At 47.8% G+C, this 21,321-nt stretch carries 15 protein-coding genes; 5 read left to right on the top strand and 10 right to left on the bottom strand.

The features are described 5' to 3' along the window. The first annotated feature begins 46 nt into the window (after positions 1-46). The gene (locus PAHA3_RS16515; RefSeq protein ID WP_062835673.1) at positions 47-829 is read left to right on the top strand and encodes an SDR family NAD(P)-dependent oxidoreductase; all 783 of its coding nucleotides are present in this window, start codon (positions 47-49) and stop codon (positions 827-829) included. A 228-nt stretch (positions 830-1,057) separates the two neighbouring features. Further along, the gene (locus tag PAHA3_RS16520; RefSeq protein WP_062835674.1) at positions 1,058-2,644 is read left to right on the top strand and encodes a choice-of-anchor I domain-containing protein; all 1,587 of its coding nucleotides are present in this window, start codon (positions 1,058-1,060) and stop codon (positions 2,642-2,644) included. A 138-nt stretch (positions 2,645-2,782) separates the two neighbouring features. Here PAHA3_RS16520 and PAHA3_RS16525 read toward each other — a convergent pair whose 3' ends face one another. The 5 genes from PAHA3_RS16525 to PAHA3_RS16545 form a co-directional block, all read right to left on the bottom strand. Beyond that, positions 2,783-2,992, bottom strand: a complete 210-nt coding sequence (locus tag PAHA3_RS16525; protein WP_062835675.1) for a hypothetical protein — start codon at positions 2,990-2,992, stop codon at positions 2,783-2,785. Between the two features lie 145 nt (positions 2,993-3,137). After that, positions 3,138-5,381 carry a carboxylesterase/lipase family protein gene (locus tag PAHA3_RS16530; protein WP_062835676.1) on the bottom strand — a complete coding sequence of 748 codons (2,244 nt, stop codon included), beginning with the start codon at positions 5,379-5,381 and terminating at the stop codon, positions 3,138-3,140. A gap of 604 nt (positions 5,382-5,985) precedes the next feature. Next, positions 5,986-7,242 (bottom strand): amidohydrolase, encoded by a 1,257-nt coding sequence (locus PAHA3_RS16535; protein ID WP_062835677.1) that lies wholly within the window; start codon positions 7,240-7,242, stop codon positions 5,986-5,988. Positions 7,243-7,343: 101 nt separating this feature from the next. Beyond that, the gene (locus PAHA3_RS16540; RefSeq protein WP_062835678.1) at positions 7,344-8,858 is read right to left on the bottom strand and encodes an AbgT family transporter; all 1,515 of its coding nucleotides are present in this window, start codon (positions 8,856-8,858) and stop codon (positions 7,344-7,346) included. 285 nt (positions 8,859-9,143) lie between these two features. Next, the gene (locus PAHA3_RS16545; RefSeq protein ID WP_062835679.1) at positions 9,144-10,448 is read right to left on the bottom strand and encodes a hypothetical protein; all 1,305 of its coding nucleotides are present in this window, start codon (positions 10,446-10,448) and stop codon (positions 9,144-9,146) included. A gap of 376 nt (positions 10,449-10,824) precedes the next feature. Between PAHA3_RS16545 and PAHA3_RS16550 the strand changes: the two genes are divergently transcribed. Beyond that, entirely contained in the window at positions 10,825-12,444 is a 1,620-nt protein-coding gene (locus tag PAHA3_RS16550) for an alkaline phosphatase (RefSeq protein WP_153028251.1), read from the top strand. A gap of 165 nt (positions 12,445-12,609) precedes the next feature. Beyond that, positions 12,610-12,975, top strand: a complete 366-nt coding sequence (locus tag PAHA3_RS16555) for a VOC family protein (protein WP_062835681.1) — start codon at positions 12,610-12,612, stop codon at positions 12,973-12,975. 127 nt (positions 12,976-13,102) lie between these two features. Here the strand turns inward: PAHA3_RS16555 and PAHA3_RS16560 are convergent, their stop codons facing one another. From PAHA3_RS16560 to PAHA3_RS16580, 5 genes are all read right to left on the bottom strand, one after another. Next, positions 13,103-14,326 (bottom strand): GNAT family N-acetyltransferase, encoded by a 1,224-nt coding sequence (locus PAHA3_RS16560; protein ID WP_082762827.1) that lies wholly within the window; start codon positions 14,324-14,326, stop codon positions 13,103-13,105. A 65-nt stretch (positions 14,327-14,391) separates the two neighbouring features. After that, positions 14,392-15,081 carry a DUF4274 domain-containing protein gene (locus PAHA3_RS16565; protein WP_062835682.1) on the bottom strand — a complete coding sequence of 230 codons (690 nt, stop codon included), beginning with the start codon at positions 15,079-15,081 and terminating at the stop codon, positions 14,392-14,394. Positions 15,082-15,219: 138 nt separating this feature from the next. Next, positions 15,220-16,698, bottom strand: a complete 1,479-nt coding sequence (locus PAHA3_RS16570; protein WP_062835683.1) for a methyl-accepting chemotaxis protein — start codon at positions 16,696-16,698, stop codon at positions 15,220-15,222. A gap of 303 nt (positions 16,699-17,001) precedes the next feature. Then, on the bottom strand, positions 17,002-18,045 hold the full coding sequence (locus tag PAHA3_RS16575; RefSeq protein ID WP_062835684.1) for a pectate lyase family protein: 1,044 nt from the start codon (positions 18,043-18,045) through the stop codon (positions 17,002-17,004). Positions 18,046-18,304: 259 nt separating this feature from the next. After that, a complete protein-coding gene (locus tag PAHA3_RS16580; protein WP_062835685.1) occupies positions 18,305-19,147 on the bottom strand; it encodes an AraC family transcriptional regulator in 843 nt (280 codons plus the stop codon). 116 nt (positions 19,148-19,263) lie between these two features. Between PAHA3_RS16580 and PAHA3_RS16585 the strand changes: the two genes are divergently transcribed. Further along, positions 19,264-21,249, top strand: coding sequence for a beta-galactosidase (locus tag PAHA3_RS16585; protein ID WP_082762828.1), 1,986 nt, complete (start codon positions 19,264-19,266; stop codon positions 21,247-21,249). The last annotated feature ends 72 nt before the right edge of the window (positions 21,250-21,321 follow it).

Here is a 21,321-nt window from a genome sequence, read left to right on the forward strand (position 1 = left end):
ATGTAAGCGAAATCATGTTATCTCACTAGACAAAGGAGCGCTATATATGAATACGTATGAGAACCGTTTTGCAGGTAAAGTAGCCATTGTTACAGGAGGAGCATCCGGTATCGGTTATGCCATTGCAAGACGACTTGTCCAAGAAGGGGCTTCTGTACTTGCCGCTGATTTGAATACTGAACGTTTGGAAGCGATCCAAGGCGAACTTGGGGAACGTTTTGTCGGGGTTAAAGCCAATGTGACCGTTGAAACAGATGTGGAGGAAATGGTTCAATCTGCTGTTAAACGATTTGGAAAGCTGGATCTGGCTTTTAATGTGGCTGGTGCATCCCGAGCAGGCGTAATCACTGAACTCTCCGAGAAGGACTGGGACTTTACCGTGGATCTATGTATGAAGGGAGTCTTCCTGAGCATGAAACACGAAGCGATTGAGATGGCCAAACATGGTGGCGGAGCCATTGTGAACGTAGCTTCTCTCAACTCCCAGGTACCTATGTATGCCGGATCGGCCTATGCTTCTGCCAAAGCTGGCGTCGAAATGCTCACTAAGAACGGAGCGCTTGAAATGGCTCGCAACGGTATTCGTGTGAATGCCATTCTTCCTGGCCTGATCGATACACCGCTAACTGCTGAACTGCTCTCCAATGCAGATATTAAAGAAGCTTATATGGAGCGCATTCCTATGAAACGGGCTGCACAGCCGGAAGAAATGACAGGACCTGCCTTGTTCCTCGCGAGTGAGGATGCGGGTTATGTATCGGGTTCCAGTCTGATCGTGGATGGTGCTTGGGCGACTACCGGTTATCCGGACTTGAGCCGCTGGTTCTAACCTATCAAAAGGTATAAATCTCCAGGGCTCTGCCCCACACTAACGTAAAGTAAAGCCTATTGGACAGAAATCATTCTGCCGATAGGCTTTTTGTTTGCATTCATATCTGGAAAACATCATTTTTTACACAAATTGCAGACTTCTCTTACCTCTCCTTAACATAAGCTCCCTATACTTAAACAATTGTACAACTCATCACACACGAAACGATAAAGGGGATCTGGAACATTGAAAAAGAGAAATCAATGGCTTGCCGTTCTGTCGATGACTGCCATTCTAACCGCAGGAGCAACAAGCTACACATCCATGATTCATGCTGCTGACGCGAGTAAAACCACCAATGATCATGTCGTATTGCGTACAGCCATACAGAATATGCAGGGTACGGTTACATGGAACAGAAGCAGTCGCAGTGTTGATATCCAGATCGCAGATACCAAAGTACAACTTCCTGTAGGAACGTCCTCAGCCACCATCAACGGTGTGAAAATTCCTCTGGATAGTAAAAGCTATATCACCAACGGGACAACGTATGTATCCTCCCAAACACTTCAATTAATCACGGATCAATTGATCCTGAATCAAAATAAATCCGGTTTTGAACGGACCGCCTCCTTCCAGATGCCTGGTGGCAAAGCAGAAATATCAGCCTCTACGCCAGATGGACAGCGCCTGCTCGTAACCGAAGCGGACAATGGCAGCATCACCATACTGGATATCGCTGACCTAAAAAACATCAATGTATTGAAGACGGTCAGCTTCCATGACCTCTCCGCCAAAGCTGAAGTCACAAGCGTAACCGTGTCCAAAGATGGAAAATATGGTCTTGCAGTTATTCGCACTGGTGATACGGACAGTGAGGCAAACAAAGGATTGCTTGCCATTGTGGATCTGACAACCTACAAAACCGTCAAAACGTATGAACTCGGTATTGGTCCTGACTCGATTGCACTGTCACCTGACGGTCTGCATGCGGTGATCGCGATAGAAGATGAAGAGCTGAATAAGGCTACCGATGAAATTGACTATGCCAACACCAAACGTCCGGGTAGCATTATGGTTGTATCTTTTGCTGGCGGGAACGTATTGGAGGGTGAAATCACCAACTTGCCGGTATCGCTGGACAATGTAGAAGGCGCCATCTATCCGCATGATCCACAACCGGAGTATGTTGCCATTAGTCCGGATAGCAAGACAGCAGCCATCACGTTACAGGAGAACAATGTCGTGGCCATCGTAGATTTGGAGACCAAAAAGATCAGTTCCATCTTCGCACTTGGTACCACTTCACATCAAGCCGATCTGAAAGATGACGGTATCGTTCAGTTTAAAGAGACGTTGACTGCTCGTTATGAACCGGATGGGATTGCTTTCTCGGCAGATGGTAAATACCTGCTGACAGCCAATGAAGGAGACTTGGGCAAGAATGAATTTGAGGATGGTGTAAAAGCAGGCGGACGTAATATTGCTGTCTGGAATCTGCAAGGCCAACGGATGTACGATAGCCAAAACCTCATTGACGAGGCAACCGCCATGGTTGGCTTGTACCCCGATGATCGTAGCCCCAACAAAGGTAGCGAAGTGGAGAATCTGACCGTTGCTACTGTAGACGGCACAACATATGCCGCGGTAGCTTCCGAACGGGCAGATGCCATTTTGTTCTTCGATCTTGCTGATCCGGTTTATCCGGACTATCTGGGTCTGATCCCTACAGCCGGAGAGTCGCCAGAGGGAATCCATCGGGTAAATGGACGTAGCCTGTTTGTAAGTGCTGATGAAAGCACGGGAACACTTAGTTTTTTTGCCAAGAAATAGATCGAGCGCCCTTGGTAAGCAAAGGCTGAAATGAATGGTTTCACGTTGTATTGAGCAGGAGGGGGCGAAAAGCCCCTATCCTCTCATGCTGTTTTACATGCTATTCCACGTATCCACATATAGTAGTACAAACGATTATCAACGCTTCATATTTTCCAATTCCCGCCTGTTCCGCTCTACTTCCTCTTGTAATACGCGTACTTCCATCCTTAATGCGGATACTTCCTCTTTGACGCCAGACCGCTTCATCACAAGATAGAAAACCAGATATAATACAAGACCAATCATGATAAAGAAAATTAATAGCGTTGTAATCCCAGCAATAGCAAAATTACTAGCTCCATCCATAATGTACGTTTTCTCCTTTCCTATATTTTATTAATTTATATTTACAACAATACCATATTTAAGCATAACGAACAGTATAAAAAGCCAAGAGAACATACCCCTTGGCTTTCATTATATCTATATATACCTTCCTATCCGATGATCCTTATTCCCAGAAGAAACGACCTGCGAACACTTTTTCCGTCAACAGTTTGTATGTTTCTTCAGGCAATTCTTTTTTCATCTTCGCCATAACGGCTTCTTTGTCTTGATTATATTCTGTGGACATGCCAATCTCTGCCGTTGTATTGCTTGCATCCAGACGCATAATTGGGGCTTGGGCATCTTTCGCCCAAGGTGTCCATGCCGCCAGATCAGGGGACCCCCCCGTACTTGGATTGCCTGTGTACAGGAACTGCTTCAGGTATGCTGCCATCGCGGCGGACAACTGATCACGTCCTGGTTTGTTCGTATCGCTAAAGTACCCCTCAGGGAAATAGGCAGCAATTCCGTCTGCGTGCCCTGTATAGAAGTCCATATCCGCACCATGTGGTGCGCCCAGTAATGTGAGCAAACGCTCAGAGATGACCCCAGGTTGTGTACCCCATGCAAAACGATACGCATATACCGGTGGCTGACCTGCTTCATTTGTCAATTGCTCCGCTACACGCTCTGCATTAAAGCCTGCATAAGCTTCGCTACCGTATTTCAGAGCAGCAGCATATTGCTCCGCTTTGGTTTTATCAGTAAACAGAGTTCCATCCGCAATGGATGGCGCGAAGTTCGGATCACCGAAGGCAAAGCCAGAGAACTCCGTTTCCAGGCTACCGAGTAATACAGGAACTTTCGTGTAATTGCCGTTATTGATAGCGTCAAATCCTTCTTTTGGAATCACGGTACCATCCCGGAACAGATGCGGGAATGGTTCCATACGGATTGCGGTTGCGCCAAACGCTGTGACCAGCTTGTCCGCAGGCAGTGCACGCAGGTAGCTCTCCAGCTGCGCCTGAGATTGCTTGCCAATCCATGCTGTTGCTTCTTCTGCATTAGCCGCTTTCCCCTCTTGCACGAGCAGCTTCACGAGTACATCCTCGGATTTTTGCTCGCCTTCTTCCGGTGATGCTGTCGTCAATCCTCCGCTGAAAGCAACCGCTTTTTGATACAGTCCTTTGCCAAGTGGAGAGATCAGAGTTGCCAGCACATCACGTGCACCCGCAGATTGTCCGGCTAATGTAACATTGTCTGTATCTCCGCCAAAACCTTCGATATTATCCTGTACCCACTCTAGTGCACGGAATGCATCGAGCAGACCGTAGTTACCGGAGTCATCCAGGGCATTGCCTGTTTTCAGGGCTGCATTCTCGAAGAATCCGAGGGCTCCCAAACGGTAATTCACCGAGATAATGATGCTGTTGGTGCTCCGTGCAAGCTGTTCACCCTGAAAATCTTTACCTGATCCGGTCATATTCCCGCCGCCGTGCAGGAACACCATCACTGGAAGTTTCGAACTGGTTGTGTCGGGACGCCAGATATTAAGATACAACGAATCCTCGCTGCCTACAGTATTTTTACCGGAGATCTGTAAGCTGTTCGACGCAAATTCCTTAGCCGATCTCGTTCCTGTCCATGCTTCCGGTTCTTGTGGAGCTTTCCATCGCAGTTCACCTACCGGAGGTGCCGCGTAAGGAACACCAAGCCAGCCGAGCGTGCCATATTGCTCATAGGTTTTACCATCAATCGCACCATATTTGGTCTGTTGCACTGTTTGAGGTTGGAACGCCCTAGCTTCTTTATGTTTCAACCAGCTCTGCTCCAAGGTTCCACTGCCATTCTTGAGCTGCGTCTGCAATGCCTGTGCGGTTGCCTCTGCCATCAGGCGATTGGTAAGTTGACTCGCGCCCTTCCCTTGAAGCGCCTTAATTCCTTTACCAGCCGCATAGGTGGAAGCTGCTCCTTGCTCATAATCCGTACCCACTTCATATCCAAGCACCTTCAGCAGCATTCCAGCGTAACCTTCCGCTGTAAGTGGTGCATTAGGTTCAAACTTCTCCGTTCCTGTTACGATCTCAGCTACATACGGATGCTGCTTCAAGTAGCCAACGACTGGTTGCAATACTTTGCCTGCCTGAGCCGCATCGTCATACGTTTCCGATCCCTGATAGGCGAGTGCTTCTCTCTCCAATCCGGACAAACGCAAGTACAGTACTGCGGCCTGAATGCGTGTAGCCTTTTTGTTCAGATAAGCCGCATTAACGCCTTGACCGCTACCGCGAATAAGCTCAGATTGGATCAGCTTGTCCATCGCTGCTGAAGAAGAGGATGCTGTATTGCCTGCTGCATAAGCTGGTAGAGCGGATACACATAACCCCAGAATTGTTGCTACGGCAATCGAACGTTTAATGGTTTTCATGTCATAAATCTCCTCGCTGTCAAATAGTGTGTGATGGGATAATTTCATTGGAAATGATCATGTGAGATGCGTATCTGAGAATCAGTATTCCAATGTCTGGATGAGTCTATATCTCTATTTAGGAAAACTTATATCTGCTGCGCTCCTTTCTGCTCAAAATTTCTGCTACGGCGCTTGCGGACATGCCATCAGGCATTTTTTTATATAAAAAAACCTGAACCGAAGGCAAACAGACATCGCTTTAGCGTAGTCTACTGCCCTCAATTCAGGTTTTGCCTGCAATCAGTAACAACCCTGAGGAATGAGGCTCATTCCATATGATAATGTAAACGCAATCAATCGTTTGATGATGAAAGAACCAACGAATGAACTGACACAGGTATTGCCCTAAACGCGGTTACAATCCTGTTGTTATGGTGATGTTAGCACGAAATGAAAGCGTTCGCAATATCTTTTTTAATCATCTTGATATGATCTCTGACAGGGGTAACACTAAAAACCCGCATTCTCATGCGGGTCTGAACTTAGCTTATATCATGATTTATCTGGATCGCTAACTCTCCATCCATCGATATCTGCATCTGCCGTCCTATAAATCCGTCGTTTACAGTGTGCGTGCCAACTTCTCCAGCAGTTCTACCGCAGGGGCCAATACCGCTTCATCAATATCAAATTCAGGATGATGGTGCGGCGCAGGCAACTCGCTGCCAACAATCATATACGTGGCTTTGCCACCTTGCTCCTGTACTCGCCGGATCATATAACTGGCATCCTCGCTGCCAAGTGCAGCACTATCCGAAATGGCCTCCGCTTGAGTGAACCCAGCGATACCTTCCGCTTGCTGAACCGCAAGCGCTGCAAGTTCCATATCACACCGAATCGGAATGGCACTTCCGACGACCTCAACTGTAGAGGTCAGTTCGTGCATGGCTGCGCTATGCTCAATGATGTGCCGCACGCGGCGCTCCAGCTCTCGATTCGTTTCCTCACTGGTCGAACGTGTCTCAATAACCATACGGGCATGCTCAGCTATAATATTGGCCCCTGTTCCACCTTCCAAAATACCTACATTGATCCGCGTATCTGCCGAGCTGAACCGGGGAAGTGCATGAATATTGAGCATGGCGGTCGCTGCGCCTAGCAGCGCGTTCCGTCCTTCCTCCGGTGAAGCCCCTGCATGGGAAGATACCCCGGTGAAGTGTGCTTCCAGCTTGGTCGTTGCCAGGAATCCGGCAGACGCACCTCTCATATGACCGGATGGCACACCGGTACCCAAGTGCATACAGAACAGGCGATCTACCTGTTCCAGCATTCCTTTTTCGACCATGGCATATGCTCCGCGCACACCTTCTTCAGCAGGCTGGAACAGCAGCCGAATCTTGCCGGCAAACTTCCGGTTACTCAACCGTTCTGCAAGTGCTAGTCCAATTGTTGTATGTCCATCGTGTGCACAAGCGTGCATAATGCCCTCATGACTGGAACGAAATTGTGCCGCTTGCGGCGCATGTTGTTCCAACTTGCTCTCACGGATCGGCAATGCATCCATATCGAAGCGGAACGCCGTTGTTGGCCCCTCCTGCTCCCCTTGAATCTCAGCGACAACGGCGGTGAATCCCCCTCGCATCTGCTCCACGATCACCGGATCTGCACCTTCCCGGAGGGCACGCTGATATGCATCTTCCAACACTTCAGGCTTGGGCAGACCCCGCCGTGATGTGTCGTCAATCGCATCTTTTCCATAAGTGACGCTATACCCTAGCTCCGTCAGTATCTGCACCACTTTGGTCGCAGTACGAAATTCCGTAAAACCCAGTTCAGGATGTGCGTGCAGATCCCGGCGAAGCGCGATAATATCCATCATGTGTCATTCCCCTCTCTCCAACTCTTTCTATTTCATCGTACGTACAGTTCTACCATACTCATTCAACGTTATAAGTCACTAAGCCTGCTCCTACTGATCTTCTACAATCTTGCGTTTACTCCCGGACCAAGCGGCAGGTTGAAGGCGTACCATAGAATGACCATAACCACCCACACCGAGAAGAACGCAATCGAATACGGCAAAATCAGTGAATAATACGTTCCCAGCTTCGCATCTTTACGGTACTCCTGCAGAAATCCTACGAACAGCGGTACAAAAGGCGACACTGGAGCCAATGGAATAACGACCGAATCCGATACCCGGAAAATAACCTGAGTGAATGCCGGATGGAATCCAAGCAACATCATCATTGGAATAAATACCGGGGCTAGAATCGACCAGATCGCCGAGCCACTTGCGATAAACATCGTCAGCAATGCAGACAGGAAGATCAGGCCGATCACCACGGGAATGCCGTTAATGCCCGTCTTTTCCAGCAAATCCGTAATCGTCAGTGCCAGAAATTTGCCCATGTTGCTCCAGTTGAACATCGCCACGAATTGGGACAACGGGAATACCATCACGATAAATCCAGCCATCGTTTTGATCGGTTCAATAAGCAGTTTCGGCAGATCGTTCTGGTTTTGGATCACTTTCAGTTTAATGCCGTAAGTCAGTGCCACGGTAAAGAAGAACAGTAAAATGACAGGAACAATCCCGGCCAGAAAAGGCGAACCCATGACACTTCCCGTTTCCGGGTTACGTAGCACGCCATTGGAAGGCACAACCATGAATGCAATCACGGCGATAAAAAGCAATGCAGCGATCCCCGACGCACGCAGTGCCCGGTTCTCTTCAGGTGTTGGCGCTTCGAGCTTGTACACCCGCTCCCCTTCGTAACGGCCCAGACGTGGTTCCAGGAATTTGTCAGTCATGAATCCGGCAACGAGAGTCAGTACAATAACGGAGGCGGACATAAAGTACCAGTTATCCAGAACCGTAACACCCACATTGGGATCTACAGAGGCCGCAATCTCGGTACTGATGCCTGACAGCAATACATCGGTGGTCACAATGAGCATATTGGCTGTAAAACCCGCTCCAACCCCCGCAATGGCAGCAATCAATCCGGCAACCGGATGTCTGCCTACGGCAAGAAAGATCAGCGCTCCAAGCGGAGGCATGATCACAAGCGCTGCGTCCGAGGACACATGGCTGAAGAACGCGATGAAAATGACGAGATAACTGGCGTAACGCGCAGGTACCCGAACAGCCATTTTACGCATGACCGCTTCGAGAAGACCCACCTTCTCCGCCAGACCAATGCCTAGTACCAGAGCGAGGATGGAAGCCAGTGGTTTGAAATCGGCAAAGTTCTTGACCACATTGGGCAATAGCCACTGAATCCCCTCTCTGCTCAGCAAGTTCTTGACATGGACCTGCTCCCCGTCAATCGGGTTATGTGCCGTCGCATTAAAGAGCGATAACACCAGTGTGGCAACCATCAGGGCGACAATGAGATAGATAAACAATAAAAACGGATTGGGAAGCTTGTTCCCTACTTTCTCTACCCAACCAAAAAGTCCTGTGTTCTCCTGTCTGTCCGCTTTGACCATGCAAACTACCCCCTGACTGTGATGGAACTGCCTCTGGATAGACTGAACAAGTCTGATGAAGGTCTTGTCCCCGTTAGCAGATCATTAACGTACATTTAACGAAAATGTCGTAATTTTAGGACATTATATAATTATCACCGCACAAAATTCAATACCTGTGTTATGTATTTTAACACTGGAAATAAAAAAACCGCTGAGCTATCCTTGTCATCTTGTCCTCTCCACACGGACATGAGACATAAGGTTGCATCATCGGTTTGATTACTTCGTTCTATGTTCGCTAACCTAACGCAAGAGACGATAACGGTTACTCGGCCTTCCCCGCCTTGTATTCAGCTCATTGCCAGCAACTTCGGCCAGTGCAAAAGCAGTGAGGCTACCCATAATACGTTGTACGTGCCTGATGGTCATGGACAGTCCGGAAGCCAACTCTCCAGCTGTAAATTCTTCTTTGCCCATTCGGCGTATGTATGCCTTTATTTTCTGGAATGTACGAATACTTACGCCTGCTTTGTTCAATTGTTCCAGCAATTCGATATCACTTGAGTAGGTTTCGTAGGATAATTCGTGGTCTTCTCCTGCCGCCTCCACAATGGTTCCATCCGTCTCATAGATAATGATCCGTCCAGCCTCATCATCCTTGGCATACTGAATAGCTTTACGTGCATGACGTTCGGCATCAAACGCCGTCTCTCCGAACCCAATCCCGGCAAAGGAAGGCAAGTCTGTATCCAGCTCCAGCTGATGCATGGTCGAATGAAGGGAATCCATATTACGGGCCATCACACCTCTCGAACCATACATTAGGTACCTTCCGGTGCCATCCTGATGAAGTGATCCATCAATTAGTTCACAATGTCGCAGCAGCACACCCTTGATCTTCAGCTCCATATACTGCAACTGGTAACGCTCGGTCGACAGCTCTCCCGCTTCATGCAATCGATCGATCTCAATCATAAGTACACCAATCTGACTGTCCTTGAACGCGGAACTGCGAATCTGTTCAATCAGCATGCGTACGGCTTGTACCGTTTCCTGCTTAGTCGAATCAATCTTGAAGACGGGTACCCCGCGTTCCAACAAACCTTGATACACCGCATACAGACATGTAATCGCTGCTTTGGTAATCCCCTCCTGCCAATGCTGCACATGGAACCCGATCATTTCTTCCACATCATAATCGATGGAAAACACGTATTTCCGTAATTGCTCCTGTGAGAAATTCAGCTCTTCCAAACTGTCCATCAGCCCCCAACTCTCGTTGTCCGTCATATCAATGGAGATATCTTTCACCGGACTGTCCAAGGTATAGATGGCCTGAAGCATCGCCTTATACAAACTGGCCCCAGTAGGAGGGCAATATATCGCATGTTCTTTTTCAGAAAGTTCAGCTTGGGCACTCAGATAAGGAATCGGCCCGGTAAATACCCACCCGTGTACATTCTCCCGATTTCGTCTAATGATGGCTCCCGTTTCTCTTGCATGCTCATAGGCATATAGCTCGTAGCTCGCCCCCAGATTGTGTCCTTGCAACGCACGCATGGTTCGCTCAATGGAAGGCTTCGGCCCTACAATTCCGATACGATACATGCACACCCCTCCTTCTCTCACTCCACATTTCAACATATATCATATCGCTCCGAATGTTCCGTGGGTTATAAGCTTTAATTATATACAGAACCGCCAATATAACAAAACAGGCCATGGGTGGATTCACCTATGACCTGCACTGCTTATCAAATGACTTAGCAAAGTCCACACTTATTGAATGAATTGGTCCCTATTCCTGTCAGTTTGCCTGAAGTCTATCATTTTCATTAATCGTAAATTTTACATATAGTTAACCCATTTCATACATTGGTTTAGCATTTGTTGTATACACTGGGTTCTGGATACAAAACAAACTATACATATATTCTAGGAGGATGCATTCATGTTAAACCGGTTTAATGTCCGTGCAGCCAAAATGATGCTCGCGGTGACAACGATTGTTACGGCTACACTCGGAGGAAGCACTGCAGCGTGGGCTGTGGAAGACACCACCTCAACGACATCTGCATCGCCGATTAAAAATGTCATTATTCTCATTCCTGACGGCATGGCTAACGATGCCACTGCTCTGGCTCGTTGGTATAAGGGCTCGTCCCTGACGCTGGACTCCATGGCAAGCGGCATGGTTCGTACACACTCCGCTGATGCGCCGATTGCGGACTCGGCTCCTGCCGGAACAGCTTTTGCCACAGGTTATAAATCACATACCGGATTTGTTGGCGTACTGCCGGACAAGGCTACGATGCCTGGACAGAAAGCAATTGCGCCTGGAGATGCAAGAAAACCTGTTGCTTCCGTGCTGGAAGCTTCCAAACTCGCCGGTAAAGCAACCGGAATTATAGCCACATCCGAGATTATGCACGCCACACCAGCGGACTTCTCTGCGCACTATCCGGATCGCAAAAACTATGATGCTCTCAGCAAACAACAAGTCTACAATGGCATGGATGTTGTGTTAGGTGGAGGTAGCAAATATCTTGAGCCAGCCGGACGTAAAGACGGCGAAAATCTGGTGTCTTCCATTAAGGCACTGGGTTACGATTACGTCACTACACCGGAGGCGATGAAAGCATCCGATTCAAATAAATTATGGGGCATGTTCGCACCCGCAGGCATGGCTTACAATATGGACCGTGATCCTGCCAAGCAGCCGAGCCTTGCCGAGATGACATCCAAAGCCATTGAAGTTCTGTCCAAAGACGAAGACGGCTTCTTCCTGATGGTCGAAGGCAGCAAAGTGGACTGGGCAGCTCATGCCAATGATCCGATTGGTATTATCAGTGATGTGTTGGCATTTGATGATGCCGTAAAAGTAGCCATGGATTTTGCCAAAGCGGATGGAGAGACTGCCGTTGTGGCTGTTACGGACCATGGTAATGGTGGACTCACCATTGGTAACAACGCAACTAGCGGCACGTACGATAAAGAGCCGTTGTCCACATTTATCGGACCTTTGAAAAAGGCCAAGCTGACAGGCGAGGGCGTTGAAGCGAAGCTGAATGCGAAGCGTACGAACATCAAAGCAGTGATGAAACAATACTATGGCATTACGGACCTGACTTCCGAAGAAATTGCCACCATCAAAGCGGCCGAGCCAGGCAGTCTTAACTATGCAATTGGTCCAATGATCAGCAAACGCGCAGGGATCGGCTGGACAACCGGTGGTCATACAGGTGGAGATGTCGTGTTGTACACGTATGCTCCGAACAATGACCGTCCATTCGGTGTGATTGACAACACGGATGTCGCTAAATATATGGCTCGTGTACTGGATCTGGATCTCGACAGCGTGAGCAAACAATTGTTTGTACCTGCCAAACAGGCATTTACAGCCAAAGGCGCGACGTACAAGCTGGACCTGACCGACGCCAAAAATCCGAAGATCCTCGTTACAAAAGGTAACACCAAGCTGGAACTGCAAATCTACAAAAATATTGCACTGGTGAACGGCAAAAAGACAGCCTTGGAAGGTGTCATTGTTTACAACGGTGTAGAAGCCTTTGTTCCACAGACGGCTGTGGATCTGATTCAATAATACGTTAGAACTACTGGAACCACAGGAAATTGCACCATTTGGCTGCCGAATATTTCGGCAGCTATTTTATTGTTTGCTGATATGGGGTAGGTTCCTGCTAATGCCTATCGTATAATAAACGTAACAAAAATACATATCATGCAAGAAAAAAGGAGATATCCACCTATGTTGATCAAATTAAACTGGATCACACTGAGGGTCCGTAATTTGGAAGCTTCGCTCGGGTTCTACCACGACATGCTCGGACTTCCCATTCAGCGTAGATTCGAAAGCCGTGGACGACAGATTGCCATGCTGGGCATGGAAAATGAAGTCAAACTGGAACTGATTGAAGGCAGTGAATCCATTGTTAAACCAGAGGCCGGCGTGTCGATTGGCTATGAGGTGAACTCGTTGGAGGAAGCCATGGAACGATTGGCAGAACTGAATATCCCTATTTTACGCGGCCCTATCCAGCCCAATCCGCATCTGCGGTTTATTTACATTACAGATCCAGACGGCTTCGAGGTACAACTCGCAGAACATGCCTAATTAGGCGAGTGTAACTAAGCACTAAGTGTACGTATCCGGATTACCCCGTGGGGTGTGCATGTGTACAGTCAAACCAGCTGCAATCCCACGCCTGCATCGAGCAGCTTAAGCACGTCTTTGTGTCTGTTTACAGCTTCATGCGGCGCATCAGCGGCACACCTACGCGATTCAACAACCGATCAAGCAACAACCAGCACCAGCGCCTGTCCCACGGAAGATGGCGCTCATAGACTGCGGAATACTCGAAATCAGCCACAGCACCACGATTGCGTTTGAACTGCGCAGCCCCGGCGCTCTCATGCAACAGATGACCGTTCTCACGAGCCTGCCCGATCAGACAGGCCGATAACATGCGGTATAGTCCGACGGATTGGGGCACCGCTGTGTCGTAACCGAAGAGCGGCGTTGTCATGATTCCATTTCGGCAGAAATAACCCATCACCGCGTCCAGGCGCCCTTCCTTCCGCAATCCATAGAGCCTGAGTGTCCCTGATGCCATCGCAGCAGCAATGAACTGCTCCGTGAATTGCGGATTGTGATAGGAGTATTTTTCAAGGTATAACAGCTTGTACAACTCCAGGATTCGCGGAATATCTGTATCGGCCATATCTGCTGCCGATACGAGTTCGTATTCATGCTTGGCCAATAATTCGTAATCCCGCTTCAGCAGCCAGCGTGACTTCGAGTTGCCAAAATTCGGATCATGCGCTCGGTATAGGTATATTTGTCGGCTCGGAATCATTCGACACCCTGCTTCTGTCAGCCTCGCTGTCAGATCGGGATGAAGTCCCGGACACAAGGAGCGAAATACAATGACATGCTTAGGGTATCGCTCTTGTACCGCTGCAAGCAAACAAGCCGCCTGCTCACCGGACATGGCTGGATACAGATTGGTGGACAACAGCCAGTTGTTCACATGCACGACTTTGTTGATCTGCGATTTCTTCATTCCCCAACCTATTAGACTGAGCAGCACAGAAAGACCTTTTTCCAACATAGGCTTCTGCAACATGTTCAATTCCTGCTTGGCGTAACTCACATAATGCGTATATGGCGAGCAGACATAAGCATTATCATACTCCGTATCATTCACCGTCAGCGGAATAACGATATTATCGATCCGGGCGAGCAACAATGTCGTTTCCACGTTAGACATAAAGCTTTGGGTCCCGTCCAGCATCATAGGTTCCAGATAAGCTCTGGCATATCTGCCGTCCTCTGTATCGGGCCAGTCCATTCCTTTGATCGAATGCTGATCATAAAGACGCACGCGTTCAGCGCGGTTATCATTCCTAACTTCATATGTACGGTCATCATAGGCCGAGCTGTCTTTCATTCCTTCATTCTTCAACCTTTTACTCCCCCATGAGGTAACATCTTCTCTTTAACTCCCCATTCCAGGCCCAGTGCCCTTGCCTATTCTATCCGGGATAATTGCTCTGCAAGCTGACGATAAGCCGGTCCGTCTTCTCTCTCGCTGACCTCATCTTCATCCATCTCCAGCCAGTAGTCCGCATCCAGCAGTTCTGCCATATCCAGCCGCGTAATCTCTGCACATTCAGGATGTTCACATGCTGCAATCATCGGCTCAGGACTGTCGTCCCAGTTGTATCCGTTCACGATGGCATGCAGAAGTACAGCTGAATCCAGTACACGAATTTGGGCAACCGCCTTTTCTGAAGACTCCTCGTACAAAATTTCATCTACAACGCTTTGCTCCACCTGGGTCAGCTTGAGTCTGACCGCACCTTTGGTGTCCAGTAACATATCCGCTATGTCCGGATTACGTCTAGCTGCATTCCAGGCACTGGCCTGAATTCCAAGGGGAGCGTCCAGTTTGACTCCATGTTCAATCAATAACTGAATGGCTTCAATCTGCTTGAACTTCACGGCTTTTTTCAGCGCGGTATCCCCAAGCTTGTCCTCTACTTCCAGGTCCGGACCAGATTCCAGAAGACACCGGATCGCTTCAGTCGGCATACGATTTGTCAAATAGAGCATCAGCGGTGTACGCCCACGATCATCCTGTTCGTTGATATCCAATACACCGACGGCTGCTCTGGCTTGTTCCACATCTTTGGATTTGCTAATCTCCACCCAATTCATAGTTCGTTTTCCTCCACCCTCTTCATACTCTACACAACACTGTATAGGAAAAAAATGCCGGCATCAAGCTGTACTCCAGATGAAAAAAGCCCGTCCAGTACGCAAAATACGCACCGACAGGCCCTCAATTATTTATTATTAAAGTTTATTTTCAACAGAAGCAGCCTGATGATCAGAGACTAACTCATTCAGGTCCACAATCAGTTGCTCCAGTTCTCCGAAGCTCTCCACCATCTTCTGTGTCAGGTTGCGTTGTTCTTCCATGCTCGCCAGAATCTCTTCTGTCGCTGCACTGGATTGCTCCGTTACACTCGAAATCTCGGAAACCTCATTCACAACTCTGGTCGAAGATTCCTTCATCGTAGCCGAACTAATCTCAATATCTGTCGCTTGATTCAATACGTGTTGTGAATTGCTGTTGATCGTACGGAACACTTCATCTGCCGTTTGCACACTGTCTCTTCCTTGTTGTAACGAAAGACGAATTCGTTCGAATCGATCTGTCAATGCCTGCGTCTGTCCTTTCAACCGTGACAGTATGGTTGCAATATCACTCGCTGATTGACCCGAGTTCTCGGCCAGCTTACGAACTTCCTCTGATACAACGGCAAACCCGCGTCCATGCTCGCCCGCACGAGCCGCTTCAATGGCTGCGTTGAGCGCGAGCAGGTTGGTCTGATTCGCAATATCCGCTATGCTGTTCAGCATAAGCGTCATGGATTCACTTTCCTCGTTGAACTTTCGCATGTCACTAGCAGTTGTATTGATCGTCTCATATAGCTCTTGCATCTGAATGTTCAGTTGGTCCATCTGTGTGCTTCCTGTTTGCGTGCTCGTTGCCATACTTGAGGACAATTCTTTCATCTGCTGGGAGTATAATGCAACGTCCTTGATATGCTGATCCGACACAGACAAGGATTCCGAAATCTCGGCAACACTGGTCGCCTGAAACTCAACGCCTTTGGCAACTTCACTGAAACCAAGCGTCACCTCATTGGTGATGGAACCAGTCGCATCCACCTTTTGCTTCAACTGATCCGTATAACGAGATAAGCCTTCGACGGATTCCTTCACACGTTCCAGCATGGTTTCGACTCTTTGTTTAGAGTACTCGACCTCATTCTGGCGTACTTCACTTTCATGGAAGAGTCTTTGATTCAGCTGCGAGACCAGCATAAGAATGGCTCCCGTGAGAGCAAATAGTCCCACATTGACGATATTCCCTATTAGCTCAACAGAATCAACGGTATTCATAACAAATAACTGAAGAACACTGTTGACTAGTAAGACCGAAAATCCAACCACAAAAAATTTCTTGTTAGGAAATAACAATAGAACCGCAGTTATAACCAAACTTAATGCAAAATTGACCGTTCCCCAACCGACATAGACTCCACATATTGTCAGTAACACAGTAATCAGCCATGGAATGAGATGAATATGTTTCTTTTTCGCATTAGCGTATGTAATCCAAACTACAAAGATCAGAGCTACTCCATTGGACACAAGTAACTTGGGCATCGTAAAGGCCAGACCCATACCAATGGCAATAATAATCCACAAAATGATACCGATTAATTTGTTCCTTTTCCAAATAATTTCGTCCATACGATCCATGCATACCCCGTCCTTTTATGTAGGTTAAATGTAAGTTGTAGGGCCTTTTTGTACTACATCTACTAGTCTTTGGTCCTGCTTATGCGCAAATCGCAAATACGCAGCGTCTTAGCATAGTACATATTAACTTCATAAGTATGAAATCAGCGCTACTTTATGTATATCGGTATTCAACATTTAAAATGAATATGAAATGTAAAATGATATGCCTGCATATCATTTTACAAACAAAAAAAGGTCTGTCTTATACGTTATGGCGTACAAGACAGGCCTTTTGGTTGTGATATGGATGTGCAGTAACGCTTACTTTCCGAACACAAGCGTCGTATTGGAGGAGCCTGCATACTTGGTGACGAACTCACGCGCATAGCTGGCGCTCTCTACTTGATAACTGTAATTGGTGCTTGGTCTCCAGTTCGTTTTAGGAGAAGTCGGACTATTCAGGGCTGGCGTACTGCCCGTATCCGTAAACTCACCTTTTCCTTTGTCATCCAGGATGCCGCCCTTTTCAGCGCCAGCACCAAAATAGTTGTTTTCGGAATAAATCCGTGCTTTTTCACCAATTGTGATGGCCTGATTAAAGTTATTGGCATAGTTGTTTTTGAGATGGAAGTAGCCATATCTTAAAAGTCCAGGACCACGCACATATAAATTTTCGAAGTAATTATTGGACATCGTCACATGAGGTACGCCATTGTAACTGCTGTTTCCATCATTCGGATGACCGAGGATGACGCCATACTTATGGTTCGCAAATTTGGAATTGCTAATCGTAATGTAGTCAGCGCGATCACCGATATACAGAAGCTTGTCCAGATCACTTCCGCCAGAGCTATAGCTGTGGCCAGCGAACGTCACATGATCGATCCAGTAATTGGAGCCAGATGTGATGTATACCTGGATATCATCATTGCCGTTGATATTCGCTGAATGTTGAAAGGTCAGATTCTGAAAAATCACATTGCTTGAACTGCTTGTAGATCTGAAATGAATATTCGTTAATGTATGTTTGTCAAAGGAACCTACCAGTGTTTTGTTCGCTCCAAATTCAACCTTTTGCAGAGAGGAAGAAGAAATATTCTGTTCAACAACGACAATTTTGGCTGTAGAGCCTGCCATATGTGTTCTCAGGTCATTGAGATTACTAACGTAAACCACCTGACCGTTCTTGCCACCTGTTGTGGCTGCCTTGGATACACCACTCTCATTCTTGGCACTGCCTGCAAAACCGGTCAGCCCGTTCGTACCTGTGTTTGGATAACTGGCCGCACCATATGTAGATGGAGCCGTTGAGATCGTTAACAACAATAGCGTCACCGCGAGTAAAAGCATCGAAAATTTATTCAAAATTTCACCATCCTTTATAATATTATCCTCGAAGACAACTCGATTATATCGTGTAACCTTGGCTGTGACAATACAAAGATTGCAAAAAGACAACAATTATCACTTTTATGCAACAGTAGATCAGATATCGTGAATAAACGTAATGCCAGGCCTTTCTTGCACACAAAATAGAGCCGCAAATTAGCGGCTCTATAAACGAGTTCGGTTCGTTACAATTTGCTCACTGACGAAAAACCATTCGCTTACACATAATAATATGTCACGACTTCTGATAGCTGCGGCGGAAGGCGCCAGGTGTGAGTCGTTCCAGCTTCTTGAAGATGGCTCCATAATAGCTGGTCGATTCGAAGCCGACTTGACGAGCAATATCCTCCATCCCACGCTGCACATTGTCGAGCAGAAGTTCCTTGCTCTTGTTGACCCTTACCTGATTAACATAGCTGATGGGACGAATGCCTGTCGTCTTCTTGAACAAATGACAGAAATATTCCGGTGTGACATGAATCAGTCCAGCCAGCGTTGGCAAAGTAATCTCTTCAGCATAATGCTGTTCAATATAATCCAGAACCGGCTTTAATCGCTCATACTGCTGCCCGACGGTATCGCTGCCCTCCACAGATACGCGTTGAATAATCTCGGTCAATAAGGTATAGAGGATAGCTGAGCAGGCGTAATTGCTTAATGTCTGCTCTTGTGGTGTTAAGGCTGCTTGCAGCAGCTCCCGCATTCGGGCTAGAAGGTATTCAGGCGATGCCAGCGTGTATACGCATGTGTCGACAATGCCCACGGTTTCAAACAAGCTCGCTGACCCGCTGCCATCAAAAATGATCCAGTCGACTTCCCAGTTCTCGGATAGGGCATAGTATTCGTGCTTCTGACCAGGGAACAACAGTATGCCCATACCCGGCTTGACAATATGTTCCGTTTCACTTAGCTTAAGCTTGCCCACACCGCTGCGACATTGTATCCACTGATAATCCTGAATGCCTTGCTCTCGGCGTATATGCTCCTGTTCATGATGCAGACCGATGCCAAGCAAATAAAAAGGGAGCAGCTTGTCTCGGGCAGATAATACCGGGAAATTGCGATTGGGAAGAGGCATAGGACTAACTCTCCTGTTATCTTAATATTGTTATATTATATTAATTTTTTAAGATATTCACTCCAATTAATATAGCATATAATCGCAATATATTGATAAATAAAGGAGATCACAGGATGACAATTAAGATCGGAATTGATTATTATCCAGAGCAATGGGCCCCGGAATTATGGGAGAAAGATGCCGCACTTATGCAAGAGACAGGGGTTGCTATTGTGCGAATGGCAGAGTTCGCCTGGAGCCGAATGGAACCGACTGAGGGGAATTATCAGTTTGAATGGCTGGATGCAGCTATAGAAGTATTCGCTTCGCGCGGCATGGAAATTGTGTTATGCACCCCAACCAATACTCCGCCAAACTGGATGACAACCCGTTATCCGGATGTGCTGCCCATGGATGAGCAACGCCACATCATTCGGCCAGGTGTGCGTGGACATCGTTGCAACAACAGCCCTTCCTTGAGAATGCTGGGTTCCAAATTTGTGGAAGCGATATCACAGCGCTATGGTAAGCATCCCGCTGTTATCGGCTGGCAAATCGATAACGAGATGCACTACCAGGAGTGCCATTGTGATACATGCAATCGTGCATTTGTCGCTTGGCTGCAAAAGCGTTATTCCAATCTGGAGGAGTTGAACCGGGAATGGGGTACGGTCGTCTGGAGCGGTGAGTACAGCAGCTGGGCTGAGGTAACAACGCCGCTCGGTACCAGCAAACCAATGAATCCTTCTTATCTTCTGGAGTACAAACGGTTTTGTTCCGACAGCGTAGGCTATCTGCTGGGATGGCAGCTTGAGATTTTACGCCGTAACTGTCCAGATCAATTCGTGACGCATAACATGTGGCAATATCCGAATAGCCTGGACTACTATGATATGCACAACGAATTGGACTTCGTCTCTGTTGATTATTATCCGAATGAGCTGTATCGCGATTATGGCGATCGGTTTCCGAGGAACGGAGCGCTTACGCTGGACTTGGTTCGCGGTATCAAGCGCCGGAATTTCTGGGTAATGGAACAGCTCAGCGGAGCACAGGGTGCCTGGATGCCGATTCAGCGTACCCCCTATCCTGGACTGATCCGAGCTCGCTCTTGGCAGACAATCGCTCGCGGTGCGGATATGGTCGTCCATTTCCGCTGGCGGAGTGCTACCGTCGGAGCGGAACAGTTCTGGCACGGGCTGATCGACCATAGCAATGTTCCTGGACGCAGATTCAGGGAATTCGCGGAGCTTACTAGCGAGGTGAACCAATTAGGAGAACTGCTGGCCGACTCAACCATTGTTACCCAGGTTGCGATTCTGCATTCGCATGATCAGCATACGGCGCTTTCCCTTCAGCCGCAGGCGGAAGGGGGAATGCACTATATAGACAACTTGTCCTCTATGCATAATGCATTTCTGAAAATGGGCGTCGGTACAGACGTTATCAACTGGACTGAGGAGCTCGACGGGTACAAGCTGGTCATTGTCCCTTCCCTCTTCCTGTTAAGTGAAGAAGTAGCACAGCGGCTGGAGCAATTCGCAGCCAAGGGTGGTACGGTTGTCCTCACCAATCGGACTGGCGTGAAGAACATGAGGAATGTATGTGAGATGCTTCCTCTGCCGGGGCTACTGGTAGAAGCGGCGGGTGTTGTCGTAAGTGAATATGATGCCATCGGCAACAGTGAACATCGGATACGGAACGCGGAGGGCAAGACTTTCGCTACAAAGCAATGGTGTGATCTACTGGAACTGAGAGGTGCAGAGCCGATCGCCTGGTATGACAACGACTTTTACGAGGGTGTACCGGCGATTACTGTCAATAAGCTTGGTGAAGGTGAAGTGTATTATGTCGGCACTTGGCCGGAGCCATCGTATTTCTATCAGTTGTTTGAAGACATATTGAAGGAAAAGGAATTGGCGCCCAAAATCCAGTTGCCGGAAGGTGTCGAGCTGTCGATCCGAACGAAGGGGGAGCAAAACTTCCTGTTCCTGATCAACCTGACGAATGAGCAACGAGAGATTACGTTGGACGTTCCTTATCGCAGCTTGTTGACTAGCGAGAGATTGAATCAGAAGTTGACGCTTCCAGCTCTGGGAGTAGACATTCTAACTGTATAAGATCAGCAGCTTTTCTTATTTTAGAAGGGATGTCTCACAAGGCTTACGACCTTGTGGTACATCCCTTCTCGC

The sequence above is a fragment of the Paenibacillus amylolyticus genome, assembly GCF_001570725.1.
GTDB classification, from domain to species: domain Bacteria; phylum Bacillota; class Bacilli; order Paenibacillales; family Paenibacillaceae; genus Paenibacillus; species Paenibacillus amylolyticus_A.